Origin of the sequence: Pseudomonas sp. dw_358, from assembly GCF_018449655.1 — a bacterium.
Classification (GTDB): domain Bacteria; phylum Pseudomonadota; class Gammaproteobacteria; order Pseudomonadales; family Pseudomonadaceae; genus Aquipseudomonas.
Genome location: NZ_JAAVUX010000002.1, coordinates 360,804 through 386,321 on the forward strand (window position 1 = coordinate 360,804; position 25,518 = coordinate 386,321).

The 25,518-nt window shown below is 62.8% G+C and carries 20 protein-coding genes; 17 read left to right on the top strand and 3 right to left on the bottom strand.

Annotation, left to right across the window (positions count from 1 at the left end; all coding sequences use genetic code 11):
• Window positions 1-2 precede the first annotated feature (2 nt).
• Window positions 3-1,313, bottom strand: coding sequence for an AAA family ATPase (locus HB675_RS05220; RefSeq protein WP_213876354.1), 1,311 nt, complete (start codon window positions 1,311-1,313; stop codon window positions 3-5).
• A 629-nt stretch (window positions 1,314-1,942) separates the two neighbouring features.
• Window positions 1,943-2,620, bottom strand: a complete 678-nt coding sequence (locus tag HB675_RS05230; protein WP_213876358.1) for a hypothetical protein — start codon at window positions 2,618-2,620, stop codon at window positions 1,943-1,945.
• Window positions 2,621-2,944: 324 nt separating this feature from the next.
• On the opposite strand from HB675_RS05230, the gene HB675_RS05235 reads away from it, so the two are divergent.
• The 9 genes from HB675_RS05235 (at window position 2,945) to HB675_RS05275 (ending at window position 16,214) form a co-directional block, all read left to right on the top strand.
• Window positions 2,945-4,321 (top strand): MFS transporter, encoded by a 1,377-nt coding sequence (locus HB675_RS05235; protein ID WP_213876360.1) that lies wholly within the window; start codon window positions 2,945-2,947, stop codon window positions 4,319-4,321.
• 1,281 nt (window positions 4,322-5,602) lie between these two features.
• Window positions 5,603-6,436, top strand: coding sequence for an energy transducer TonB (locus tag HB675_RS05240; RefSeq protein WP_213876362.1), 834 nt, complete (start codon window positions 5,603-5,605; stop codon window positions 6,434-6,436).
• A 51-nt stretch (window positions 6,437-6,487) separates the two neighbouring features.
• Window positions 6,488-7,195, top strand: coding sequence for a MotA/TolQ/ExbB proton channel family protein (locus tag HB675_RS05245; protein WP_213876364.1), 708 nt, complete (start codon window positions 6,488-6,490; stop codon window positions 7,193-7,195).
• A gap of 1 nt (window position 7,196) precedes the next feature.
• On the top strand, window positions 7,197-7,598 hold the full coding sequence (locus tag HB675_RS05250; RefSeq protein ID WP_213876366.1) for a biopolymer transporter ExbD: 402 nt from the start codon (window positions 7,197-7,199) through the stop codon (window positions 7,596-7,598).
• 212 nt (window positions 7,599-7,810) lie between these two features.
• Window positions 7,811-10,513 (top strand): TonB-dependent receptor, encoded by a 2,703-nt coding sequence (locus HB675_RS05255; protein WP_213876368.1) that lies wholly within the window; start codon window positions 7,811-7,813, stop codon window positions 10,511-10,513.
• Between the two features lie 176 nt (window positions 10,514-10,689).
• Window positions 10,690-12,507 carry an extracellular solute-binding protein gene (locus HB675_RS05260; RefSeq protein WP_256737477.1) on the top strand — a complete coding sequence of 606 codons (1,818 nt, stop codon included), beginning with the start codon at window positions 10,690-10,692 and terminating at the stop codon, window positions 12,505-12,507.
• 1 nt (window position 12,508) lies between these two features.
• Window positions 12,509-13,573 carry a microcin C ABC transporter permease YejB gene (gene yejB, locus HB675_RS05265; protein WP_213876372.1) on the top strand — a complete coding sequence of 355 codons (1,065 nt, stop codon included), beginning with the start codon at window positions 12,509-12,511 and terminating at the stop codon, window positions 13,571-13,573.
• Window positions 13,573-14,595, top strand: coding sequence for an ABC transporter permease (locus HB675_RS05270; RefSeq protein ID WP_213876373.1), 1,023 nt, complete (start codon window positions 13,573-13,575; stop codon window positions 14,593-14,595). The genes yejB and HB675_RS05270 overlap by 1 nt, the downstream gene beginning before the upstream one ends.
• 14 nt (window positions 14,596-14,609) lie before the next feature.
• On the top strand, window positions 14,610-16,214 hold the full coding sequence (locus HB675_RS05275) for an ABC transporter ATP-binding protein (protein ID WP_213876375.1): 1,605 nt from the start codon (window positions 14,610-14,612) through the stop codon (window positions 16,212-16,214).
• A gap of 7 nt (window positions 16,215-16,221) precedes the next feature.
• On the opposite strand, the gene deoC is transcribed toward HB675_RS05275, so the two are convergent.
• Complete coding sequence (gene deoC / locus HB675_RS05280; protein ID WP_213876377.1) at window positions 16,222-16,902, bottom strand: deoxyribose-phosphate aldolase; 681 nt, start codon at window positions 16,900-16,902, stop codon at window positions 16,222-16,224.
• A 306-nt stretch (window positions 16,903-17,208) separates the two neighbouring features.
• Between deoC and HB675_RS05285 the strand changes: the two genes are divergently transcribed.
• The 8 genes from HB675_RS05285 to HB675_RS05320 all read left to right on the top strand — a co-directional run bounded on the left by HB675_RS05285 (window position 17,209) and on the right by HB675_RS05320 (window position 25,460).
• Complete coding sequence (locus HB675_RS05285; RefSeq protein ID WP_218626424.1) at window positions 17,209-18,180, top strand: substrate-binding domain-containing protein; 972 nt, start codon at window positions 17,209-17,211, stop codon at window positions 18,178-18,180.
• A 63-nt stretch (window positions 18,181-18,243) separates the two neighbouring features.
• Window positions 18,244-19,260: a galactitol-1-phosphate 5-dehydrogenase gene (locus HB675_RS05290; protein WP_345945748.1), complete on the top strand. Its 1,017-nt coding sequence runs from the start codon at window positions 18,244-18,246 to the stop codon at window positions 19,258-19,260.
• 142 nt (window positions 19,261-19,402) lie between these two features.
• The gene (locus HB675_RS05295) at window positions 19,403-20,923 is read left to right on the top strand and encodes an FGGY-family carbohydrate kinase (RefSeq protein WP_213876379.1); all 1,521 of its coding nucleotides are present in this window, start codon (window positions 19,403-19,405) and stop codon (window positions 20,921-20,923) included.
• Window positions 20,920-21,912, top strand: a complete 993-nt coding sequence (locus HB675_RS05300; RefSeq protein ID WP_213876381.1) for a sugar-binding domain-containing protein — start codon at window positions 20,920-20,922, stop codon at window positions 21,910-21,912. Before HB675_RS05295 ends, HB675_RS05300 begins: the two co-directional genes overlap by 4 nt.
• A complete protein-coding gene (locus HB675_RS05305; RefSeq protein ID WP_213876403.1) occupies window positions 21,905-23,392 on the top strand; it encodes a sugar ABC transporter ATP-binding protein in 1,488 nt (495 codons plus the stop codon). Before HB675_RS05300 ends, HB675_RS05305 begins: the two co-directional genes overlap by 8 nt.
• Before the next feature lie 2 nt (window positions 23,393-23,394).
• Window positions 23,395-24,423: an ABC transporter permease gene (locus HB675_RS05310; RefSeq protein WP_213876405.1), complete on the top strand. Its 1,029-nt coding sequence runs from the start codon at window positions 23,395-23,397 to the stop codon at window positions 24,421-24,423.
• A gap of 72 nt (window positions 24,424-24,495) precedes the next feature.
• Window positions 24,496-24,924, top strand: a complete 429-nt coding sequence (locus HB675_RS05315) for a thiol-disulfide oxidoreductase DCC family protein (protein WP_213876407.1) — start codon at window positions 24,496-24,498, stop codon at window positions 24,922-24,924.
• A 173-nt stretch (window positions 24,925-25,097) separates the two neighbouring features.
• Window positions 25,098-25,460: a hypothetical protein gene (locus HB675_RS05320; protein ID WP_213876409.1), complete on the top strand. Its 363-nt coding sequence runs from the start codon at window positions 25,098-25,100 to the stop codon at window positions 25,458-25,460.
• Window positions 25,461-25,518 lie beyond the last annotated feature (58 nt).

A 25,518-nucleotide genomic window follows, 5' to 3' on the forward strand; every position in this document is an offset into this window, starting at 1 on the left:
ACCTATTGGCCCTCAAGGTGACTGATGATGCCTAGATACGCGGGCACTCGTATAAAAGCCTCAGCGTTGAGCTCCCACTGCTCATTGTGCTGAGCAATGGACACGGCATCACCGAACAGGTCGACGAGGTCTTGAATAGGTTGGTGCAGAAAGCGGTTAGCCGCCGACTTGCGCTGGTCATTGAGTACCCATTGAATGCGTTGCCAATCTTCAAAAAAGTACTCCTGCAGCAGCGGGAGGATTTGCTGACGGAAAATGCTTTCCAGTTGGGTCAATGTCGGCGTTGATTTGAGCGGCATGAAATAGGCATGACCGAGGCAGTGGTCACGATCCAGCAGTACGCTGATTCGCTCGTTCATGACCCGTAGCAGAGCAGCAATGTCGATACCTTCAACCCACACACCGTCGAGTAACGAAGGGTTAGGCGGGGTTTCGATGAAGGTAAAGCGGCGACGCAACGCGATATCCAATGCCGCCAGCGAGCGATCTGCCGTATTCATCGTGCCGATCAGGTAAACGTTACCGGGCACGCTGAAGCGCTCTTTCGAATAAGGCAGTTGGACTTCCAATGCTTCGTCGGCACCCGCCCGTTTGGAGGGCTCGATCAGCGTAATGAGCTCCCCGAAGATCCGCGAAACATTGCCACGATTGATCTCGTCGATGATCAGGACCTTAGGCGCGGCGTCCGGCGTGATCACGTCACGGCCGAATAAACCATCGGCCCTTCCACCCATCATGTGCTCGACCATAGAAGGGATGCAGTTTTTATAGCCATTGACGATGAATGGGTCGAAGTTAGCGCCGGGTACCTTTCCATCCCAACTCTGACTGCTAAGGTCCTCTAGCGTGACGTACCCCGCCAGCACCGCATTGGCCAACCCGGTGAGCAAGCCCATACCCACCTCGAGGTGATTCCCCTTTGGCTTTTCGAGCTCCACCACATCCTTGGAGGCATAAACGACCTTGTAGCCCGTGCCATATTTATCGCCAGCAGCGAACGGGCGGAACTTCGCATGCTGCTGGCAGAGGCTTTTGAAGACACCCGGCACAACGCTGTATTGCAACTGCCCATCCGGCCCAGTATCAGCTCGAAGCCCCTCGACAAAGTCCTCATAGCTGAAGCTCTGGTGGAACGTAACGAAGCGAACATCCCCGGCAGTAGCAAATTCGTCGAAACGCTTCTTCAGTGACGCACGATTTTTTCGATGAGTATCGAGATAATTCGGATCAAGAATCTCAAGCGTTGCCTCAATGGTCGCGTAGGTTTTCCCGGTTCCGGGTGGGCCGAAGAAAATTTGGTTGAGCGAAGCCATCGTGAAACGTCCCTGTAGGAAAATTCCTACCACGGTAACCAGATTGCCACTACCGGTAAAGTGAATCGAGCTGCCAGACCGGAGAGCCTAGTTGGCGAAATGCCACCCGTGCAGCACATTGCCCTGGTGGCTGTGCCTGGCCTTGGCTGTCATCATCACTCCCGTTCTCCACCTTTACGCCATCACGGCCATGCCTGCTCCCTTCCCGCAGCATCTGGATACCATGATGACCGGCAGTCTCTTCCGAGGTCTGGCAACAGCAGGTCAGTACCTGGCCCGTTACTGTTGCTCACCAGCGGGCGCTTCACAAATGAGGCAAAGCGATTCGCCGACGGTCGCAATGTGCGGTTGGTCGACGGCGCAGAGCTTGAGCGGTGGGTGACCGCCAGTCGTAAAGAACGCCAAGAAACGATGGTAGGCTGCCCCTCCCCGTCAACACCGCTCTGCCCAGCCTGCCAATCGGCAATGATCCTGCGCACCGCACGCCGCGGCTCGAATGCGGGTGGGCAGTTCTGGGGGTGCGTCAGCTATCCACAGTGCTTGGGTAAACGGTCGGTTTGATGGATAGCGTCGATTGAAGGCGCACGCCGGTTGCAAGCCGGCCGCCAGCCCTTATGCAGGGCCGTCAATCAAAGATCTCCGCGCGCCCGCGCCCGCCGAATATGCCCCAGCACCTCCCTCAACGCCTCGCTACAGTCCGCCTCCCCCACCGGCGAGTACTGGTTCCACCAGTGCATGAACATCGTCTCCCTCGGCGTGCCGTACTCTTCCTTCGGCCCGGTCTTGACCAGACCCTGGTTGAACCACTCATGCAGCACGGACGGATCGTCCTTGGCCTCTTCGACAAAATCCCGCCCGTGGTACTGCAGCGTGTCGTTGAACAGGTTGATGTGGCCGCTGACACTGCGGTCGCTGCCCTTGCACAGATGCACCTGCTGGTGCAGTTGCCCGAACAGATCAGCCCGGGGCTGGTAGTCGAAGTGCTGGAAGATGCCGATGTATTCGGCCATGTAGTTCATTTCCAGCAGCCACTGCTCGGTGAACCGCCGGCGAAACCCGTCGAAGTCGTTTTTCTTGATGTCGAGAAAGGCCATCACGAAGCGGGTCTTGACGTGCATGGCGATGACGAGGTGCTTGCGTTTGAGGGTGACGACGTGGAGCACCCACTGCTCCAGCAGGCGCCCCTGTTCGTCGCGTTCCACTTTCACGTTCGGGTAGAGCGCGGGCTCGACCTGGGAGACGGGTTTGCCGGCTTTTTTGCTTGAGAAGAATTCGCTGGCGGCAAGGCTGCAGTTGAAGACGAGCACGGGGTTTCCTGGGGCGGCGTTCGGGAGAGGTGGCACACGATAATGCTCCTTTTGGCAGCACGCCAGTGTGTTGAACACGTCGTCGCGGGCGACAGGAGGGGGGCGAAACGCCATCGCGGCCAAGGCCCGCTTCCGCAGGGTTCGCCGATCCATCGCGTACCACATGAAAGTGATCCCACTCGGTAAAACGCCAGCATCCGCGTCGCACCGAGCCACCCGCTCACTCGTCCCCCACCCCTAGCCACCCCAATAGTAATACTATATGGTCACTGCACCGCCCCGATGCGGCCCCTGTCGACACCCCACAATAACAAGAGGTGCAACATGGCCCTACCCGCCCACGCAGCCACCGTGCCCGACGCCAAATCCCTGGAGGACGCCCTCTACCGCAAGGTCAACTGGCGCATCGTGCCCATCTTCATTCTCTGTTTCCTCTTCGCCTACCTCGACCGGGTGAACATCAGCTTCGCCAAGCTGGAAATGCAGAGCGACCTGGGTTTCAGCGATACCGTCTACGGCCTGGGCGCGAGCTTGTTTTTCGTCGGCTATTTCCTGTTCGAGGTCCCCAGCAACGTGCTGCTGCACAAAATGGGCGCGCGGATCTGGATTGCGCGGATCATGGTGACCTGGGGCATCACGTCGGCCTGCATGATGTTCGTCCAGAGCGAGTTCTGGTTTTACACCTTGCGTTTTCTGATCGGCGTTATGGAGGCCGGTTTCGTGCCGGGGGTGTTGTATTTCTTTACCCAGTGGTACCCCAGCACTCGCCGGGCGCAGGTGAACAGTTACTTCAAGAGTTCGATCTGCTTGTGTGGTGTGGTCGGCGGGCCGCTGGCCGGGCTGGTGCTTGGCCATTTGGACGGCGCGCTGGGCATGGCCGGCTGGAAGTGGCTGTTTCTGCTGGAAGCGCTGCCGTCGATCGTGCTCGGTGGGGTGGTGTTCTGGCTGGTGTCGGACCGGATCGAGGACGCGCCCTGGCTCAATGCCGAGGAAAAAAGCCTCATGGCCACGCGCATGGCCGAGGACTTCAAGCCCAGCGGCAAGTCGTCGTTCGCCGAAATCTGGCGTGAGCCAGCGACCTATGTGATGTCGGCGATTTACCTGTGCCTGGTGATGGCCTTGACCGGGTTGCTGTTCTGGATGCCGCAGTTGATCCGCAGTGCCGGGGTGACCGATGCCCTGCACATTGGCTGGCTGACGATGGTGCCGTACCTGGTGGCGGTGGTGTTCAACCTGTGTGTGGGTTACAGCTCGGACCGGCGGCGCGAGCGGCGTTGGCACATGGCCGGTTGCGCCTTGCTGACGGCGGTGGGTTATCTGGTGTGCGCGATGACGGCGGGTGATTTGCCGCCGCTGATGATCGGCATGAGCATGATCATGGCCGGGATCATTGCCTGGATGCCGATCTTCTGGACCATCCCGCCGCGCTTTCTGGCCGGTGTGGCGGCGGCGGCGGGGATTGCCTTGATCAATTCCATCGGGCAGTTGGGTGGAGTGATTGCACCGTTCATGATCGGCCGTGTACGCGACCTGACCGGGGCAACGACGCCGGCGTTGTATGTGTTGAGCATGGTGAGCCTGCTGGCGGTGGGGTTGATTCTGTGGGCGGTGCCGAAGGTGCACTATCGAACCCAATTGCAGGGCGACGAAGCCCAGGCACTGCCGGTGGCAGAGGCGACCGAGGTGCCTTCGCGGGCCTGAGGGCGAACACCGACCAGTCCTTGGCACCGAGGCCTTCGTCCACGGCAGCCGGCGAGCGGCTGGTGATGCGCCTGGGGCCGTTGATGCGCGGGCTGGAGTTGGCGCTGGATGAGGTCAATGAATTTCGTGACTTGCCCAGCGGCGTGCTGCGCATCAATGCCAGCGAACGTGCCCAGCGGGTTACGGGCGTTCATCCAGGTCCTGCAAGGCGCCGGCTAGACCGTTTGGCGCCCATGTTTCCAATTTGGTACGAAAGTACTACAAGTGGCACACTTTTTTCTTTAGACAACTGACCGCTCAATCAGGATCCCGAATTTGCGGGGCCTGCGGTGCACACCACGCACCAGCAGCAATCAGCGAACAGTCACCCTGTTCATTACCGGTGCAGAAAAGCCGCCAAAAGCAGCCTTTCCATCGAAAAAAAGAAAAAGGAAGTCGAGTCAATGTTTGCAGTCGCTACCATGCTCCCGCTGGTTTTCCCCCGTTGTGCCTACACCCTCGAAGGGGTCGACCTCCTTCCATCGTTCCGTGCCCCTGACCGCACCCGATCGCCCTTCGACGCCTGGATACGGTCGAGACCCCTCACACCGACCGACAGCGTCACCTTCACGTTGTAATACTCGCCACGCCCACTTTCCGAGCCTGTTTTCTGGCAGGCGTCGGGCAGTATTTATTTTTTTGAATAAGGCGCTTTCGAGCGGTTTATTTATGAGCCCTGTGGTCGCCTCACCGAGCGACCCTTATAGTCTTTTACCCTTGAACGCGGACGTCAACCACATGACCCTGTAACCCACCAACTTGCACCAAATACGTCCGCACCTTGCGGAAAGAGTGCAAGACGAACTGACACTTTCAAGTGCCTGCATCCGGCTATTTACTGACTGACCAGTCACGCCTTCGCTCGCCCTTGAAACCCTAAATGCAACCCTTGAAAGAAGGGTTGAAGGCCGTCTGTCGCCGCCGCAAAAAGCGAAGTTACAGAAATGCGACATCCACGTGATTTTCAAACCACAACCCTTCTGGGACGGGCCTGTTGGCATAGCGGTTGCTCTGTACTGGTCGTGCTACAAAATCGTACAACCCCGTACAACCCTATAAAGGACGCGACATGACCTGCTTTATCCGAACAGACTGATTCTTGAAATAGCTGAGTAACGAAGTTCGTCATTTGAACTTCGATGGCGTCCTGCGCCTCGGCTTTAGCGAAATGCCCAAGACCGCGAACATGCCTGAATGTTTGTGCGGACGCGTATTGCCCTTTACATTGGCGAGGGAGTTTTAATGAACGACGCGGTAAAAAACAAGCCACCGGCTTTTCCATTATCGGGTGACACCTCGGCGCCATGGCCGCGTATTCCGTTTGTTCAGAATACGTCCCGGCCCGGGACACTAAAGAAACAACAGGTGTTGTTGTTAGTGGCTGTTTCAGTGTTACTTCATGGCGGCGCCTGGTGGGCAATGCAGCATGCCAAGGCGCCCGTGCCGGAGGTAGTGCCCCAGGTGCCGGAGATGACCGTCGAGCTGACCAGCCCAACGCCGCCTTCACCTGAACCGCCGCCGCCGGAGCCGCCACCGCCTCCGCCACCGCCGCCACCGCCCCCTCCTCCACCAGCGCCCGAGGAAGACCCGGACGCGCTCAAACCACCGCCCAAACCGGTGGAAAAGAAGGTCGAGCGCCCCAAACCGGTGCCCAAGCCGCAGCCGGTGAAAAAGCCGACACCGCCGACGCCGCCCAAGCAGGTTGCGACGCCAACCCCTGCCGCACCGACGCCACCAGCACCGCCCAGCGCTGCGCCGCCCGCACCGGCCGCAGCACCGGAACCCGTGAAGGAGACGGCCGCGGTGTCCGGACTCGCCAGCCTGGGCAACCCGCCGCCGGAGTATCCGTCGCTGGCCTTGCGCCGCAGCTGGGAAGGCACGGTGGTGTTGCGCATCAAGGTGCTGGCCAACGGTCGGGCCGGTGAGGTGGAAGTCACCAAATCCAGCGGCAAGCCGCAACTGGACGAGGCCGCCGTGGACGCGGTGCGCAACTGGAAATTCATTCCGGCCAAGCGCGGTGACACGCCCATTGAGGGCTACGCCACCCAGACCATCAGTTTCAAGTTGCCGCAGTAACGGAACGCGCTAACGCACCCAACACATTTGAACGTTTTACGAGGTATCGCCATGAACGCATCCATGTCCGCAATGATTGTTCCCGGGGTTCTCTGGGCCCTCGTGGTTTTCTCCGTCCTGAGCTGGGGCCTGCTGCTGGTCAAGTCCGCCCAATACCTGCGCCTGAAATCGCAGAACCGGCACTTCACTAAAGCGTTCTGGGCGGCCCCCGACCTGCTCACGGCCGCCGAGCACTCGGGCCAATACCCCGGCGCGCTGGCGCGCATCGCCAACAGCGGCTTCGAGGCCATGGCCACCGAAGACACCCCACGCACCGCCCAGCAACTGGCCCACACCATCAACCGCCAGGACCGCCTGGAGCGCAACCTGCGCCAGCAGATCCAGAAGGAGCGCCGCGCCCTCGAGGCCGGGCAGGCGATTCTCGCCAGTATCGGCAGCACCGCGCCCTTCATCGGTCTGTTCGGCACCGTGTGGGGGATCATGGAAGCCTTGCAGAGCATCGGTGCCAGCGGCTCGGCCAGCCTGGAAACAGTGGCCGGCCCCATCGGCCATGCGTTGATCGCCACCGGGGTGGGCATTGCCGTCGCCGTGCCGGCGGTGCTGATCTACAACTTTTTCCTGCGCCGCCTGAAGCTGGCCATGGCTGACATGGACGACTTCGCCCACGACTTCGACAGCCTCGCCCAGCGCAGTGCCTTCGCCGTGACCCGCGAGCCCATCGCGCACAAACAAGCCCACTCCGTACGGGAGGCGAGCTGACATGTCCTTTTCCACTCAAGACAGCGATGAAGTGCTCAGCGAAATGAACGTCACGCCGCTGGTGGACGTGATGCTCGTGCTGCTGGTGGTGTTCATCGTCACCGCGCCGCTGATGACCAACGCCATCAAGGTCAACCTGCCCAAGACCGACGCCGTGGCCCCGGCCCAGAAGAAAGACCCGGTGGTCGTCAGTGTCGATCAGAACGGCAAGTTCTTCCTGGCCAAGAGCGAAGTCGCCCCCGAACTGCTGGAGAAAAGTCTGGAGGACGTCAAGGCCAAGGACCCGGACGTGCGGGTCCAGCTACAAGCCGACACCGCCGTGAACTATGGCCAGGTGGCCAAGGCCATGGCGTCCATCGAGCGCTCGGGCATCACCAAGATCTCGGTGATGACCACGCGTTGAGGCGCGGGCCTCTGGGGAGATAGAGAGAGGCCCGCCCTGTAACACAGCCGTATTCAGCCATGTGGAGCCTGCCTGCTTTTTTCAAGCGGCGGCCCTGCAGGGGAGCGGCTTGCTTTGAAGAAGCAAAACGTCCGGGGCCGGCACGACCCATCCGGGCCAAAGAGGGCTCACAAGGCCATTTCAATAAACGTCTGAAAAAGTCGGAAATTACCATGCTGATGAGTTTTCCAGGTTTCACCCTCAAGCCGCTGGTGGCCACCCTGCAACGGCATCGAATGGTGCCGCTGTACGTCATGGCCATGGGCATGGGCACCGTGCAGGCCGCCGAGCCCACTGATGACAGCAGCGCCACGGCGGCCGTGGTGGCACCGGCCACCACGCAGCTGCAAAAAGTCGAAGTGACCGGTTCCGCGATCCGTCGAGTGGATGCCGAGACCGCCGTGCCGATTACCATCCTGCGCACGGCCGATCTGGAGAAGCAGGGCGTCACCACCACGGCAGAGTTGATGCAGCGGGTTACCGGCAACAACTCCATCAGCAACTCCGCCGGTTCCGTGGGGAATGCTACTGGCGGCGCCAGTTTCGCCGACATGCGTGGCATCGGCGCGAACAAGACGCTGGTGCTGCTCAACGGCCGACGCCTGGCCAACAACGCCATGTCCGGGACCACCTCCCAGGGCGGTGCGGTGGATTTGAACATGATCCCCTTTGCCGCCATCGATCGCGTGGAGGTCCTGCGCGACGGCGCCTCGGCCCTCTACGGCACCGATGCCATCGGCGGGGTGATCAACTTCATCACCAAGAAATCCCTCACCGACGGCACCCTCACCCTGGGCGGCGACAACCCCACCCACAGCGGCGGTGGCGGCAGTGGCGACATGAGCGCCAGCTGGGGCTTCGGCGACATGGACAAGGACCGCTTCAACGTCATGGGCGTGTTCAACTACCGCAAGCAGCAGGCCCTCAACGCCAACGACCGCAGCTTCGACCAGGACTACGTGCCCGGCCGTGGCCTGGACAACACCTCAGGGACTTCTTTCCCGGCCAACTACAGCCAGGGCGACAATGCCGCCAACCCACTGGGCCCGGCCTGTACCGGGGCCAACCAGATCGCCAGCAATGGTGTGTGCCGCTACAGCACGCGCAACTCCATCAACCTGCTGCCACAGACCGAAGCCACCTCGTTCTTCGGCAAGGCCAGCGGCAAGATTGCTGACGACCACAACGTCAGTCTGGAATATTTCTGGTCGCGCAACGACAACACCACGACCGTCGCGCCCGCGCCACTGACCGGCCTGAGCCTGTCGCCCAGCTCGCCCTACTACCCCGGCAACGGCATCACCCCGCTGCCCACCAACTTCGCCCTCGACCCCACTCAACCGGTGGGCGTCAACTGGCGTGAAACCGCGGCCGGCGATCGCGAAGAGAAAGATCAGAACACCAGCCAGCGTCTGTTGCTGACCTTCGACGGCACCGTCGGCGGCTGGGACTACAACGTCGGCGCCGGCTACAACCAGAATCAGGTGTACAACAATGTCATTGGCGGTTACGCCAGCGATTCGGCGCTCATCTCGGGCCTGAACAGCGGCCTGCTCAACCCGTTCGGCGCTCAGAGCGATGCCGGCCAGGCCTACATCGATGCCAACACCTACCACGGCAACTACGCCGTCTCCACCGGCCGCGTGGCCTCGCTGGATGGCAAGGTCACCCGCGAGATCGGTGACTGGTTCGGCGCCGGCCCTGTGGGCCTGGCCCTGGGTGGTGAATACCGACACGAGAATTTCCACGAGTCGGTGGACGAGTTTGCCGGCGACCTGTCGAGCCTGGGGGTAGACCCCAACAGCGCCGTCGCCGGCACACGCAGCATCACCGCGCAGTATGGCGAAATCAACGTGCCGGTGTTCGAGAGCCTGGAACTGTCGGCGGCCGTACGCCACGACAAGTACAGTGACTTCGGCAGCACCACCAACCCGAAATACTCGTTCCGCTACCAGCCGTTCAAGCAACTGGTGATGCGCGGGGCCTACAGCGAAGGCTTTCGCGCCCCGTCGCTGTATGAGTTGAACAACCCCACCTACACCACCTTTACCCAGGGCAACTACAACGACCCACGGCTGTGCACCGGCGGTAACCTGCAGGCTGGCGGCAACGGCGGTCGGGACTGCAATCAGCAGTTTCTCAACAGCACTGGCGGCAACAAGAGCCTGAGCCCGGAAACCGCGCGCAACGTCACTGCGGGGTTTGTCTATCAGCCGATGCGCAACCTCTCCATGGGCCTGGATTTCTGGTGGATCAAGGTCGCCGGGCAGATCGAGGAATTCCCCGAGTCCGAAGTGTTCGCCAACCCCGAGCTGTACAGCGACCGCATCGTGCGCGCCGCCGACGGGTCCATCGACCACATCGTCACCGGGCTGGCCAACCTCGGCAACCTGAAGACCAGCGGTATCGATGTCAGCACCAACTACCGTTTTCCGCAGACCGCCATCGGCCAGTTCGGCCTGGACCTGCAGGGTACGTATGTGACGCGCTATGACTACCAGCAGACCATCGGCGGCGCCTACACCGACCGCGTCGGCGACTTCCAGGGCTACGGCGTGGCCGCACGATGGAAGCACAACCTCACCGGCACCTGGAACTTCGGCGCGGCCCGCGCTTCGATCACCAACCGCTTCACCACCGGCTACAAGGACTATGACACCACCACCAACGGCCGTGTGCCGTCGTACTCGCTGTGGGACCTGTCGGCGGGCTACACCTTCAGCAAAACCCTGGATGTGGACGTGGGCGTGAAGAACATCCTCAACCACGAACCGCCGTTCTCCAACCAGAACTACACCTTCCAGAGTGGCTACGACCCGCGCTACACCGACCCGCTGGGCCGCACCCTGTTCGCCAGGGCGACCTATCACTTCTGATCCAAGGTCGACGGGCCCACTCCAGCCCGTTCGATTGCCTGCGACTCGCACCTCCGGCACCTGGCGTGCCGGAGGATTTTTGCAGGCTCCAGTGTCTCGCGCTTGAGGATCTGTCCCTTATGCAACTGCCCCGAATCGCTGTGCTGCGCCTGTTGCTGGCCGCAGCGCTGTACCTGATGTTCGCGTCGGCCCAGGCCGCCCCCGTCACGGCCATGACCGTGTACGGCGAGGCGCCCAAGTATCCGCCCAACTTCCAGCATTTCGACTACGTCAATCCCGATGCCCCGAAAGGCGGCAGCCTGGCGCGGTCCTCCGAAGAAATCTCGCAGTTCAACTACCTCATGCCCTCGGTCGATCAGGGCACCGGTGTGGTTCAGGTCGACGCCTGGCTGTATTCGCCGCTGGCCTACCGCTCGCTGGACGAGCCCTACACCGTCTATGGCCTGGTAGCCGAGCGCATGGAACATGACCCGGACGGCATGTGGATGCGTTTCTACCTCGACCCACGCGCACGCTTTCACGACGGCACGCCCATCACCGCCGAGGACGTGGCGTTCACTTTTCATCTGCTGATGACCAAGGCCAGCCTGAGCTTCCGGGTGCTCTATGGCGACGTCCAGGACGTGGTGGTCGACGGCCCGCGCCAGGTGCGCTTCACCTTCAAGAACAACCTCAACCGCACCCTGCCGCTGGACCTGGCGGCCATGCGGGTGTTGCCCGAACACTACTGGAAAGACCATGATTTCGCCGGCGGCGGCGGTTTCACCCCGCCGTTGGGCAGCGGGCCGTATCGGATCAGCAAGGTCGACGCCGGGCGCAGCGTCACCTTCGAGCGGGTCAAGGACTGGTGGGCCAAGGACCTGCCGGTGAGCCGCGGGATGTACAACTTCGACACCCTCACGGTGAATTTCTACGGCGACACCGAGGTGGCCCGGCAACTGCTCCAGGCCCAAGCCTTCGACTACAACCGCGAGTTCTCGTCCAGCGGCTACGTGGTGGGCTACCAAAGCCCGGTGCTGGCTGATGGGCGCCTGCAACAGGCGATCCTGGCCAAGCCGCGCCCGGTGGCGGCCCAAGGCTTTGTGTTCAACCTCAGTCGTCCGGTGTTTCAGGACCGACGCGTACGCCAGGCGCTGACCCTGCTGTGGGATTTCGACTGGGCCAACCAGCACATCATGCGCAGCTTCTACACGCGCCAGAGCAGCTATTTCCCCAAGAGCGACATGGCCGCCACGCAGCTGCCGGACGCTCAGGAGCGAGCGATTCTGGATCCCTTGCGTGGCAAGATCCCCGACGAGGTATTCACCCAGGTCTACCACTCGCCGAGCACCGACGGCAGCGGCAATATCCGCGACAAGCAACTGCAGGCGCTCAAGCTGCTGGCCGAGGCCGGCTGGCACCCGGACCATAACCGCCTGGTCAACGCCAAGGGCGAGCAATTGAAGTTCACCTTCCTCGACGGCCAGGGCGGTTTCGACCGGCTGGTGTTGCCGATGAAACGCGCGCTGGCGCAGATCGGCATCGACCTGCAGATGCGCCGCATCGACGGCGGCCAGTACAACAACCTGATGAACGCCCGCGACTACGACATGATCGTGGTGACCTTTCCCCGCAGCGGCGACCCGATCATCTCCCCCGGCCGCGAGCTCTACAGCCTGTACGGCTCGGCCAGTGCCATGCAGCCGGGCAGCTCCAACTTCATGGTCCTCAAGGACCCCGCGGTGGACAGCCTCATCGATGGTTTGGTCAAGGCCACTACCCGCAACGACATGGTCCATTACGCCCGCGCCCTCGATCGGGTCCTGCAATGGGGCTACTACTCGATCCAGAACTACTACAGCGAAGGCACGCCCACGGTGTACCTCAACCGCTTCGGCATGCCCAAGGTCGCGCCCGCCTACGACGTCGGCCTGGACACCTGGTGGCAGGTCAGCGCCAAGCCCCTGACCAGCCTGCAAATGAGCGCTTTGGCGCAACACACCGAGGAGCATTGAGATGCTGCGTTATGTCTGTCGCCGCTTGCTGCTGATCATTCCCACCTTGCTGTGCATCCTGGTGGTCAATTTCGTCATCGTTCAAGCCGCACCCGGCGGCCCGGTGGATCAAGCCATCGCGCGCCTCCAAGGGGCCGGTAAACAGGGCGTGGGCGGCGGTGGCGGGGAGATGGCCGGCGGCAGCGGCAGCCGCTCCAGCCAAGGCCTGGACCCAGCGCTGATCGAAGAGATCAAACACCACTACGGGTTCGACAAGCCGCTGCACGAACGCCTGTGGCTGATGCTCAGCCACTACGCCCAGCTGGATTTCGGCAACAGCTTCTTTCGCGGCGCGCCGGTCACCCGGCTGATCGCGCAGAAGCTGCCGACCACGATTTCCCTCGGTCTGTGGGCGACCCTGATCACCTACCTGATTTCCATTCCCCTGGGCATCCGCAAGGCGGTCCATAACGGCACCCGCTTCGACGTCTGGACCAGTACCGCGATCATCGTCGGCTACGCCATGCCAGCGTTCCTGTTCGCCATTCTGTTGATCGTGGTGTTCGCCGGGGGCAGCTACGTCAGTTGGTTTCCGGTGCAGGGCCTGGTCTCCGAAGACTTCGACCAGCTCTCCACCCTGGGCAAAGTGGGTGACTACCTGTGGCACCTGGTGCTGCCGGTCAGTGCGCTGGTGATCGGCGGTTTCGCCACCCTGACCATCATGACCAAGAACAGCTTTCTCAACGAGATCAGCCGTCAGTACGTGACCACCGCCAAGGCCAAGGGCCTGACCGAGCGGCGCATGCTGTACGGCCACGTGTTTCGCAACGCCATGCTGCTGGTGCTGGCCGGTATTCCCCAGGCGCTGATCGACGTGTTCTTCGCCGGTTCCTTGCTGATCGAAACCATCTTCAACCTCGACGGCATCGGCCGCATGAGCTACGACGCGGCCGTGTCCCGGGACTATCCGGTGGTGTTCGGCACGCTGTTTCTATTCACCCTGTTCGGGCTGCTGATCAAACTGCTGGGCGACCTCTGCTACACCCTGGTCGACCCGCGTATCGACTTTTCGGCGAGGGCTGCCTGATGTGGCGTATGTCTCCTTTGGGCCAGCGACGCCTGGCCGCGTTCAAGAGCAACCGGCGTGGCTGGTGGTCGCTGTGGCTGTTCGTGGCATTGCTCGCGCTGTGCCTGGGCGCCGAACTGATCGCCAACGACAAGCCGCTGGTGGTGAGTTACGAGGGCAATCTGTACTACCCCATCCTCCACGATTATCAGGAAACCGATTTCGGCGGCCAACTGCCGTTCGCGCCGGACTACAGCAGCCAATACGTGCGCGACCTGATCGCCAGCAAGCACGGCTGGATGCTGTTCCCGCCGATACCGTTCGGCCCCGAATCGGTCAACTGGGACCTCACCGCGCCCTCTCCCAGCCCGCCCAGCGCGCAGGACTGGCTGGGCACCGATGACCAGGCGCGGGACGTGTTGGCGCGAGCGCTGTACGGGGCACGGGTGTCGATTCTGTTTGCCTTGATGCTGACGGCCGTCAGTACCGTGATCGGGGTGTTCGCCGGGGCCATTCAGGGCTACTACGGCGGCCTGGTGGACCTGATCGGTCAGCGTCTGCAAGAGATCTGGTCAGGGCTGCCGGTGCTTTACCTGTTGATCATCCTCTCAGGATTCGTCGCGCCCGGCTTTTGGTGGCTGCTGGGGATCATGGCGCTGTTTTCGTGGCTGGCGCTGGTGGACGTGGTGCGCGCCGAATTTCTCCGTGGGCGCAACCTGGAATACGTCAAGGCCGCCCGCGCCCTGGGCCTGACCGACGGCGAATTGATGCGCCGGCACATCCTGCCCAACGCCATGACCAGTACCCTCACCTACCTGCCGTTCATTCTCACCGGGGCCATCTCGACCCTGACCGCGCTGGACTTTCTCGGCTTCGGCATGCCCGCCGGCACCGCTTCCCTGGGCGAGCTGATCGGGCAGGCCAAGCAGAACCTGCAAGCGCCGTGGCTGGGCCTCACTGCGTTCTGTGTGCTGGCCCTGATTCTCTCACTTCTGGTGTTCATCGGCGAAGCCTGCCGCGACGCCTTCGACCCCAAGCACTGACAGGCACCCATGACATGAGCGACAACCTGATGGAAATCCGCGACCTCAAGGTCGCCTTCGGCGAACGCGAAGTGGTGCACGGTCTGAACCTGGACATCGGCCGCGGTGAGTGCCTGGCGCTAGTGGGAGAATCCGGCTCGGGCAAATCGGTCACCGCCCACTCGATCCTGCGCCTGCTGCCGGGAAACAAAGTGCACACCCACGGCAGCATTCACTTTGAAGGCCAGGACCTGGTGAGCGCCAGCGAGGCGCAACTGCGGGCATTGCGTGGCAACCGCATCGCGATGATTTTCCAGGAGCCGATGACCTCACTCAACCCGCTGCACACCGTGGAAAAACAGCTCGGCGAAGTGCTCGCCGTGCACAAGGGCCTGAGTGGCAAGGCCGCCCGGGCGCGGGTGCTGGAGCTGATGGAAATGGTCGGCATCCGCCAGCCGATGCAACGCCTGAAGGCCTACCCCCATCAACTGTCCGGCGGGCAGCGCCAGCGCATCATGATCGCCATGGCGCTGGCCAACGAGCCGGATCTGCTGATCGCCGACGAGCCGACCACGGCACTGGACGTCACGGTGCAGCAGAAAGTCCTCGAACTGCTGCGCGACCTGCAAAAGCGTCTGGGCATGTCGCTGTTGTTGATCAGCCATGACCTCAATCTGGTGCGACGCATCGCCCAGCGAGTCTGCGTGATGCGCGGCGGCGAAATCGTCGAGCAAGCCGACTGCCAGACCTTGTTCGAGCAGCCAAAGCACCCGTACAGCCGTCTGCTAATCGAGGCCGAGCCGAGCGGGCGGCCGGTGCCGGTGATGTTCGACCAGTATCTGCTCACCGTGGACGACCTGCGCGTGTGGTTCCCGCTGCCCAAGCCGCTGTTGCGCCGCGAGCGCGAGTACATCAAGGCGGTGGACGGCGTCAGCTTCGACCTGCTCAAGGGCAAGACCCTGGGAATCGTCGGCGAGTCCGGTTCGGGCAAGTCCACCCTCGGCCAGGCCATCCTGCGGCTGGTGGAATGCCAAGGCAGCGTGCGCTTCAACGGCACTCAGCTGACGTTACAGAACCAGCAGGCCATGCGCCCGCTGCGCCGCCAGATGCAGGTGGTGTTTCAGGACCCGTTCGGTAGCCTGAGCCCGCGCATGACGGTGGAGCAGATCATTGCCGAGGGCCTGCTGACCCACAAGATCGGCACCCCGGCCGAGCGGGAGGCAGCAGTGATCCGGGTGCTGGAGGAAGTCGGCCTGGACCCGGACAGCCGCCACCGCTACCCCCATGAGTTTTCCGGCGGCCAGCGCCAGCGGATTTCCATCGCCCGGGCACTGGTGCTGGAGCCGGCGTTGATCCTGCTGGACGAGCCGACGTCGGCACTGGACCGCACGGTGCAAAAACAGATCATCGAGCTGCTGCGCTCGGTGCAGTTGCGCCACGGCCTGACCTACCTGTTCATCAGCCACGACCTGGCGGTGGTCAAGGCGCTGGCCCATGACCTGATCGTGATCAAGGACGGCCGGGTGGTGGAGCAAGGCCCGGCACGGCGTATCTTCGCCGCGCCCGAGCATCCCTACACTCAGGAACTGCTCAGGGCCTCCAGTGTGGCGAGCAGCCCGGTGCAGGGGGTCAATGCCTGATGGAGGATCAATAACCTTCCGAGGTCGCCACCTGCGCCTTGACGATCGCCACCCCGGAGCTGGAACCCAGCCGTGTGGCGCCGGCATCGATCATCGCCTGGGCGGTCTGTGCATCGCGCACGCCGCCCGAGGCCTTGACGCCCATGGCAGGGCCGACCACCCGGCGCATCAACTGGATGTCGGCCACCGTCGCCCCGCCGCTGCTGAAACCGGTGGAGGTCTTGACGAAGGCGACGTCGAGCTCCCGGCAGATTTCGCAGGCCTGGGTCTTTTGCCCGTCGTCGAGCAGGCAGGTTTCCAGGATCACCTTGAGCGGGACGGCGCCGCAGGCTTGCAGGACGTCGGCGATGTCGTCGCGCACCTGATCGAGCAGGCCGTCTTTCAACCAGCCAATGTTCAGCACCATGTCGATCTCGCCGGCGCCGGCGGCAATGGCAGCGCGGGCTTCGAAGGCTTTCACGGCGCTGAGGCTGGCGCCCAGGGGAAAGCCCACCACGGCGCAGACCAGTGGCGCCTGCCCGCGCAGGCATTCAGCGGCGAGGGCCACGTTGGCGCTGTTGACGCACACCGATTTGAAACCCAGTTCGATGGCTTCCTCGCACAGGCGTTTGACCGTGGCCTGGGAGGCGTCGGCCGCCAGCACGGTATGGTCGATGTAGGCCGCATAAGGGCTGAAGGGGGTCGGCATGGGGGACGCTCCGCAGGACAATTCGGGGTAGGGGCTGTACGCTGAGAAATTTATAGCACTTATGTTATAAAAATAACAATTCAAATTTAATCCTTACTGATAGCCCTGATTTTTCTGGACAAGAATAGTCACCCCACAAATAACCCGAGAAAAACCACTGTGATAATTTTAACAAATCACCCTTGACCACCCCCCGACCGAGGTCTAGGCTCTGGCTTCAAATGTGATGTGCAGTCACATCTGGCGGCGGCCCCGAAGAGGGTTGCCGGGAATTCCGAACAACAATAAAAACAGGACTCCACCATCATGCTGCTCGCCCGTAAACCCGCTCGCGCCCTCTCCCTGGCCATCGCCCTGGCGGCGACCTTCGGCACGCTCTCGGCCCAGGCCAAGGATCTGAAGATCGGCTTCAGCCAGGTCACCCTGCAATCCCCGTTCTATGTGCAACTGCGCGACGGCGCCAAGGCGGCGGCAGCCAAGGACGGCGACACGCTGATCTTTCTCGACGCCAACGGTGACATCAGCAAACAGAACAACGACATTCAGGACTTGCTGACCCGCAAGGTCGACGTGCTGATCATCGACCCGGTCAACCCCGACTCGGTCGGCGCCTCCCTGGAAGCGGCCAAGGCCAGGAACGTGCCGGTGATCGCCATCGACCGCACCATCAACGGCACCGTGGCCACCACCATCGGCCGCGATAACGTGAAAATGGGCGAGCTGTCCGGTGGGGCCCTGCTGGCAGCGCTGAAAAGCAAAAACATCAGTGACGGCGAGATCATCGAAATTCAGGGCGATGCCGGCGGCACGGTGATGCAGCAGCGGCGCAAGGGCTTTCACACCGCCTTCCAGGGCACCGCCTTCAAGATCATCGATGGCCCTTACAGCGAGTACATGCGCGCTAACGCGGTGACCGCCATGCAGGACTTGCTGCAGGCCCACCCCAAAGTCAAAGCGGTGTTCGCCCACAACGACGACATGGCCATGGGCGCCTTGCAGGTACTTGGCGAGCGCGGGCGCAAGGACGTGCTGGTGGCCGGCGTCGATGGCCTGTCCGAGGCGATCGACGCCATCCAGAACGGCGACCAGTACGTCGCCACTGCCCTTAACGACCCCCAATACTTGGGCGAGATCGCCATCGACACCGCCCGCAAGGTGGCCGCCAAGCAGTCGGTGCCACTGTTCGTCGATGCCGGCACGGCGCTGCTGACCAAGGCCAACGCCGCCCAGGTCGAGCACAAGTCCACCTTCGGCGCATACCGCCCGACCGGGCAATAAACCTGTTTTTCGAATCCGGTGAGCCCAGCCTCATCGCCGCATCCTGTCTATAGGGGTCTTATTGTGAAAGCAGCCGTCATGTACAAGCCGGGCGACATTCGTGTGGAAGAAGTCGCCAAGCCTGAAGTCAAACCCGGTCACGCGTTGATTCGCGTGGTGGCGTGCGGGGTCTGCGGTTCGGACATTCCGCGCATGCTGAGCAAGGGTGCCCATCGCATGCCGCTGATCTGCGGTCATGAATTTGCCGGGTTCATCGAGGAAATCGGCAGTGGCGTGGAGGGGTACAGCCTTGGCGAACTGGTGACCGTGCCGCCGATGATCCCCGACGTGTCCAGCGACCAATACCAGCGTGGCTTTCCTTCGCGCTCGGAGCAGTACGACTACTTTGGCAGCCGCCGCGACGGCGCCTACGCCGAGTTCGTCAATGTGCCCCTGAGCAACCTGATCAAGGTGCCACAAGGCATGGACCCGATCGCCGCCTCCCTGGTAGACCCGGCGGCCATTGCCCTGCATGCCCTGTGGAAGACTGACTTCAAGGCCGGGCAGAACGGTGCGGTGGTGGGCTGCGGGCCAATCGGGCTGTTTGCCATTCAGTGGCTCAAGCTGATGGGCGCCAAGGACATTATCGCCATCGACATTGCCGAAGAGAAACTGGCCATGGCCCGCGAAGCCGGCGCGACCCAGACCCTGCTCAGTGGCACCACCGACGCCGCCTTGCCGCGCTGCCAAGTGGTGATCGAGGCCGCCGGGCATCCCAGTTCGATCAACCAGGCGGTGCAACTGACCAAGTCCGGCGGCCATGTGGTGTTCATCGGTATTCCCACCACCGACGTGGCCATCACCACCGAGACCTTTTCGCATTTTCTGCGTCAGGAAATCTCCCTGCACGGGGCCTGGAACTCCTTCTCCGCGCCTTTCCCCGGCGACGAATGGACCGCCTCCATCGATAAGCTGGCGTCGGGGGAATTGAAGTGGCAGTTCATGATCACCCACGACCTGCCCCTGAGCGAGTTGCCGGATATGTTCCGCCGCTATGCCGAGCGCAAGGAAGTAGCCGCCAAGGTGATCTTCCGGCCCTGAGCCCCTCGATGGGCAGAGGCGCCTGCAGGACCGAACTTGCTTGGGAACGGGGCACCGCGGATTAGAAATCCCTGTCGCGGCGCCGGGTTCCCGAGCATCCTCGGTCCGGCATAAAAACAATAAAAACGCAGGAGGACCACCGATGACGTTATTGCTGGGGCTGGATTTCGGAACCGGCGGGGTGCGCGCAGGTTTGTACGACCTGCACCGCCACAAGCTGGTGCATGTCGCCGACGCGCCCTACCCCACCCAATACCCCGAGCTGGGCTGGGCTGAACAACGGCCGCAGGATTGGTGGGCCGCACTGGGCAGTGCCTGTCGGCAGTTGATGGCGGCGGCCGGCCATCCACCGGTGGCCGCCGCCTGCGTGGCCACCACGGCCTCCACCGTGGTGGCCGCCAAGGCCGACGGCGAGCCGTTGCGCCCGGCGCTGTTGTGGATGGATTGCCGGGCGGGCGCCGAGTCGGCCCGAACCGCGCAGGTCAATCACCCTATGATGAACACCGGCGGCGACGCGGTGGAATGGCTGGTGCCCAAGGCCATGTGGCTGGCCCGGCACGAGCCCCAGGTGTACGCCGGCGCCGAGCGCCTGTGCGAGGCCGTGGACTGGATCAACTTCAAACTTACCGGGCGCTGGGTCGCCTCGCGCCTGAACGCCAGCTGCAAGTGGAACTACGACACCCAGCGCGAACGTTTCCCCGTGGAGTTGTACGAACAGCTGGGCGTCGCCGAGCTGGCCAACAAACTGCCGCCGGATGTGATCGCCGTGGGCGGCAGGATCGCGCCTCTCAGCGCCGAGGCGGCCAATCACCTGGGCCTGACCCGCGACACACTGGTGGCCCAGGGCGGTATCGATGCGCACATGGCCATGCTCAGTGCCGGCACCACCGGCGCGGGCGAATTGCTGTTCATCGGCGGCACGTCGGTGGTGCAGCTCATGCACACCCCGCAGCGCCGGGACGTGCCGGGCATCTGGGGCCCCTACCCCAATGCCCTGCTGGATGGCCATTGGTTGATGGAAGGTGGACAGGTATCGGCCGGCTCGATCCTCAACTGGCTGGCGCAGAAGATGTTCGGCCTGGACGCTGCCGGGCATCAGCAATTGATCCAGCAGGCCATGGCCCTCAAGCCCGGCTCCACCGGCCTGCTGGTGCTCGACTACTGGATGGGCAACCGCACGCCATATCGCTCGCCGGACATGCGCGGGGCGATCATGGGGCTTTCGCTCAATCATGACCGTCATGACCTGTACCGGGCGTCGGTGGAAGCCATCGCCTTGGGTTCGGCCAACATCTTCCACACCTGGCGGGCCCATGGCATCGACATTACCCGGGTGGTGGCGGCAGGCGGCTTCCAGAACAACCCGCTGTGGCTGCAGGCCACGGTGGACGCCACCGGGGTACCCTTTGAAATGGTCGCCCACGACAACCTCACCTTGATCGGCACCGCAGCGGCCGCCGCCTGTGCGTTGGGCGAGTTCGGCGACCTGCAGGAGGCCGCCACCGATTTCACCACCGTCGGCACCTTGATCGAGCCCGACCCTGATGCCCACGACTGTTACGTCGAACTGCTTGGCCGCTACCGTGACGCCACCCAGAGCGTGGCACCCATCAGTTGCAAACCGACCCTGACTTCGGTCGGCAGTCAGAGGCCGGCCGCATGAACGCTCCCCAACATTTGGCGGAAAACCAGGCCCCACGCTTGCCCAGTGAAGCCCAGCGCGAAGACTTGATGGTGCAAGTGGCCAAACTCTTCTACGACCTGGAGCTGAACCAGAGCGATATTTCCCGTGAGACCGGCCTGACTCGCTGGCAGGTCAGCCGCTTGTTGCGCGAAGCCCGGGAGTGCGGCGTGGTGCGCATCGAGATCGTCGCCCGCTCTACCCGCCTGCCCCATCTGGAGGCCGAGTTGCAGCGCCGCTACGGTCTGCGCGAGGCACTGGTGGTGGCGGATAACGGCTTGGACAGCGCCCTCACCAGCGTCACTCAGCTAGCCGCCCGCTACCTGTGCAACCTGCAACCGATGCCTGACCTGATCGGTGTGTCCTGGGGCCGCACCCTGACCAAAATGGCCCAATGGCTGACCCCGCGCTGGAATGAGGCGTTGAACGTGGTGCTGCTCAACGGCGCGATCAACACCCGCTCGGTGGGCGAGCCCTGCCACAACGTCGCCGAACGCTTCGCCATGGCTGCCCGCGGCCACGCCACTCTGCTGCCGGTGCCCGCCATTCTCGGCAATGCCCGCACCCGTGAAGCCCTGGAACAGGACCCCATCATCGCCAGCGTCCTGCGTCTGGGCGAGCAGGCGCCGGTGGCCTGCTTCAGTCTTGGGGAATTGTCCCCGCGTTCGGTCCTGCTGGAGTCGGGTTACGTGGATGAGCCGCTGATGGCGGAGCTGGCCCGTCGCGGTGCGGTGGGCGACATCATGGGCCGCTTCATCGGCGCTGACGGACAGGCGGTGATGCCAGAGCTGGACGCGCGCACCCTGGGCCTGCGCCCCGAGGCTCTGCGCAACAAGTCCTGGTCCATTGCCGTCTGTGTCGGCGCTGCCAAACACGCCGTGGTATTGGCCTGCGTACGCGCCGGCTACGCCAATGTGCTGGCCACCGATGAAGCCACCGCGCGCTTTCTGCTGGAGCACCACCATGAGTGAATTCGCCCTGGACATCCGTCACCTTGCCAAACGCTTCCCGCCCAACGTGGTGGCCCTCACCGATGCCAGCCTGACCTTGCGGCCGGGGGAAGTGCACTGTTTGCTGGGTGCCAACGGCGCGGGCAAGAGCACCCTGCTGAAGATCGTCGCCGGCGCCCATCGACCGGACGAGGGCGAGATGCTCATCGGCGGCCGTAGCGTCGAATTGAAAAACCCGCAGCAGGCGCGCCAGGCGGGGATCGCCATGATCTATCAGGAGCTCGACCTGGTGGGCCAGATGACCGTCGAGGAGAACCTCATGCTGGGCTATACGCCCCAGCGCTTCGGCATCATTTCCCGAGCCGCGCGGCACACACGGGTGCTGGCGGCGCTGGAACGTGTCGGTGCCGGCTTCAGCGCCAGCGCGCGGGTGGAAACCCTGTCCATCGCCAACCAGCAACTGGCGGCCATTGCTCGCGCGCTGACCTGCGAGGCGCGGGTGGTGGTGATGGACGAACCGTCAGCGGCCCTGAACGAAACCGAGCTCAAGCGCGTGTTCCAGGTGATTCGCGAAATCACCGCCGAAGGGGTCGCGGTGCTTTATGTCAGCCATCGTCTCAACGAGATTCGCGAGATCGGCGACCGGGTCACCGTGCTGCGCGCTGGCCGCACACTCGATACCCTGAACCTGGCCGATGTCGACGACCGTGCCTTGGTAGCAGCGGTGGTCGGCGAACACCGCGCGTTGCTGGAGCGCGCCCCGCGCAAACCGCCACTGGCCAACCTGGCCTTGCAGGTCAGCCACCTGCAAGGTGCCCAGGGGCTGGATGTGCATGACCTGGAAGTGCGCCAAGGGGAAATCGTCGGCCTGGCCGGGCTCAATGGCGCCGGCCGCAGCAGCCTGCTGAAGGGCTTGTTTGGCGCCAGCAAAGTCGACTCACAGGTGCAACTGTTCGGCGAACCCTACAGCGCCCGCACCTCGCGTCAGGCGATCCGCGCGGGGGTCGGGCTGGTCCCGGAAAGCCGCAAGACCGAAGGCCTGCTGCTGGATGCGGCGATCTACCGCAATGCCAGTCTGGTGCACACCCGCCGCCTGACCTGGTTTTCCCACCTGTCGGCCAAACAGCGCAGCGAGCCGGTGCTCAAGCGTTTGCAAACCAAGTTCGACACCCTGGAGCAACCGGTGCGCCAGCTCTCCGGCGGCAATCAACAAAAAGTGGTCATGGCCAAATGGGTCATCGACGGCGCCCGCCTGCTGCTGCTCGACGAACCCAGCCGCGGCCTCGATGTCGGCGCCAAGGCCGACCTCTATGCCTTGGCCCGGTCCCTCGCCGAAGGCGGCGCCGGGGTACTGGTGGCCAGCAGCGAACTGGACGAACTGTACGTCAACTGCGATCGAATCTGGGTCATGCACGAGGGCCGCAACGTGGCCTGTTTCGACCCGCTGACCGCCAGCCGCGATCAGATCGAGCAAACTATTCTGATGGGAACGAGTGCCTGACCATGACGATGCCAAGCAAAAGCCTGCCCACCCTGGAACGCCCCGCCGGGCTGCCGGAACTGCACCGCAATGCCCTGCTGGACTGGGTCATGCGCTACAACTTCGTGTTCATTTTTCTGTTCGCCGTGCTGGTCGCGACCTTCCTCTCGGATGACTTTCTGACCTTCAACAACATCGCCAACCTGTTCCAGCAAGGCGCAATCGTCGGCATCGTCGCCATCGGCATGACCTTCGTGATTCTCACCGCCAACATCGACCTGTCGGTGGGCAGCCTCTGTGCATTCGGCGGCATCGTGGTCGCGGTGATGCTACAAAGGGAAATGGGCAGTTGGCTGGCCGTGCCGGCCACCCTGGTGATGGGCCTGTTGATTGGCGCGTTCATGGGCAGCATCACAGTGTTCGGCAAAGTCCCGAGCTTCATTGTCACCCTTGCCGGCCTGGTCTCCCTGCGCGGCCTGACCTTCCTGGCCTCCGACGGCGCCCCCATCGGCGGCCTGCCGGAAGGCTTCACTCGCATCGGTTCGGCGATGATCGACATCCTTCCCGGCCACGGCGTGACCTTTCCGGTGCTGGGGCTGATCTTCATTGTCATCACCGGGGTGGCCTGGGCGGTGCTGCGGTACACGGTGTTTGGCGAGTACGTGTTGGCCACCGGCGGCAACCTGGAAGCCGCACGCCTGTCCGGCGTGCCGGTGCGGGCGGTGACCATCGCCGTGTTCGCCATCTGCGGGCTGCTGGCGGCGCTGGGCGGGGTGCTGATGACCTCGCGCCTGCACGTTGGCCAACCGACTGCCGCCCAAGGCATGGAACTGGACGCCATCGCCGCCGTGGTGCTGGGCGGCACCAGCCTGTTCGGCGGTCGTGGCAGCGTGGTGGGAACGGCTGTGGCGGTGATGCTGCTACAGATTTTGCGCAATATCTTCAATCTGCTGGGGTTGGGTTCGTTCTACCAGATGGCGATTACCGGGGTGATCATCGTGCTGGCGATCTTGTTGAACCGGTTGATTGATCACTATGCGGGGCGGACGTAGGTTGCTGCCAGTCTTGGGATCTCATCGGGACATGCTAGCCTTGGCATACCGCCCACGCCGGGATCGTCCGTTATGGCCATCACCCCACCGCCCTGCCTCAACCCCGATGACTGCGTCGTGCTGTTCGACGGCGTCTGCAAACTGTGCAACGGCTGGGCGAGTTTCCTTATCCGCCACGACCCGGCCCATGCCATCCGCCTGGCCTCGGTGCAATCGCCTGAAGGCCAGGCCCTGCTGCAATGGGCCGGCCTGCCTCAGGACGAGTTCGACACCATCGCGGTGATCGACGCCGGGCAATTGTATGTGCGCTCCAATGCCTTCCTGCAGGTCATGCGCCACCTGCCAGCGCCGTGGCCCTGGCTGGCGGTGCTGCGAGCGGTGCCGCGGCCGTTGCGGGATTGGGGCTATGACCGGATTGCATTGAACCGGTATCGCTGGTTCGGACGGTATGACGCCTGTCAGTTGCCGAATGCGGATCATGGCAGGCGTTTTATCGGCTGAGACAGCTTCCGTCGTTCCCACAGCGCCCGATCCAGACGCCTGCAAGAGTTCCCTGCGGCATCATCACTGCCGTCAATATCCAGAATCACTGCAATGAAATTCTCAAAAAAATCTCCAGGCGTAGACTTTGATCCATACCCACTACACAACACCTGGTTACGGAGAACTTCATCATGAAAAGCAAAATCATCCTCGGTATCGCTTTCTCGGTTTTGGCCGCACAAGCCTTTGCTCAACCTGTTTCGCAGTCGGTCGCCCTACCCGCCGCCAACCCTGCAGTGGTGCAACATGTGGCTCAGGACGGTTCGGACCGCACGCTGGACCGCCTCGCTCAAGACGGCTCCGAACGTTCGCATCAGACATTTGATCGCCTGACTCAGGAAGGCTCGGATCGCACCCTGAACCGCGTGGCCCAAGATGGTTCGGAACGTTCGCACCAGACTTTCGATCGCTTGACTCAGGTCAGCTCGGATCACGGCAACCTGGTGGCGCAAGACGGTTCGGAACGTTCGCACCAGAGCTTCAACCGCGCATGAGGCACTGCACAGTGCACAGTCCCTCCCCCCAAAAGCCCATCTGTCGAGATGGGCTTTT

Bases quoted from the DNA above. Each gene is read 5' to 3' on its own strand.
- HB675_RS05220 (WP_213876354.1), bottom strand. From the start codon at position 1,313: ATGGCTTCGCTCAACCAAATTTTCTTCGGCCCACCCGGAACCGGGAAA.
- HB675_RS05235 (WP_213876360.1), top strand. From the start codon at position 2,945: ATGGCCCTACCCGCCCACGCAGCCACCGTGCCCGACGCCAAATCCCTG.
- HB675_RS05240 (WP_213876362.1), top strand. From the start codon at position 5,603: ATGAACGACGCGGTAAAAAACAAGCCACCGGCTTTTCCATTATCGGGT.
- HB675_RS05245 (WP_213876364.1), top strand. From the start codon at position 6,488: ATGAACGCATCCATGTCCGCAATGATTGTTCCCGGGGTTCTCTGGGCC.
- HB675_RS05250 (WP_213876366.1), top strand. From the start codon at position 7,197: ATGTCCTTTTCCACTCAAGACAGCGATGAAGTGCTCAGCGAAATGAAC.
- HB675_RS05255 (WP_213876368.1), top strand. From the start codon at position 7,811: ATGCTGATGAGTTTTCCAGGTTTCACCCTCAAGCCGCTGGTGGCCACC.
- HB675_RS05260 (WP_256737477.1), top strand. From the start codon at position 10,690: ATGTTCGCGTCGGCCCAGGCCGCCCCCGTCACGGCCATGACCGTGTAC.
- yejB (WP_213876372.1), top strand. From the start codon at position 12,509: ATGCTGCGTTATGTCTGTCGCCGCTTGCTGCTGATCATTCCCACCTTG.
- HB675_RS05270 (WP_213876373.1), top strand. From the start codon at position 13,573: ATGTGGCGTATGTCTCCTTTGGGCCAGCGACGCCTGGCCGCGTTCAAG.
- HB675_RS05275 (WP_213876375.1), top strand. From the start codon at position 14,610: ATGAGCGACAACCTGATGGAAATCCGCGACCTCAAGGTCGCCTTCGGC.
- deoC (WP_213876377.1), bottom strand. From the start codon at position 16,902: ATGCCGACCCCCTTCAGCCCTTATGCGGCCTACATCGACCATACCGTG.
- HB675_RS05285 (WP_218626424.1), top strand. From the start codon at position 17,209: ATGCTGCTCGCCCGTAAACCCGCTCGCGCCCTCTCCCTGGCCATCGCC.
- HB675_RS05295 (WP_213876379.1), top strand. From the start codon at position 19,403: ATGACGTTATTGCTGGGGCTGGATTTCGGAACCGGCGGGGTGCGCGCA.
- HB675_RS05300 (WP_213876381.1), top strand. From the start codon at position 20,920: ATGAACGCTCCCCAACATTTGGCGGAAAACCAGGCCCCACGCTTGCCC.
- HB675_RS05305 (WP_213876403.1), top strand. From the start codon at position 21,905: ATGAGTGAATTCGCCCTGGACATCCGTCACCTTGCCAAACGCTTCCCG.
- HB675_RS05310 (WP_213876405.1), top strand. From the start codon at position 23,395: ATGACGATGCCAAGCAAAAGCCTGCCCACCCTGGAACGCCCCGCCGGG.
- HB675_RS05315 (WP_213876407.1), top strand. From the start codon at position 24,496: ATGGCCATCACCCCACCGCCCTGCCTCAACCCCGATGACTGCGTCGTG.
- HB675_RS05320 (WP_213876409.1), top strand. From the start codon at position 25,098: ATGAAAAGCAAAATCATCCTCGGTATCGCTTTCTCGGTTTTGGCCGCA.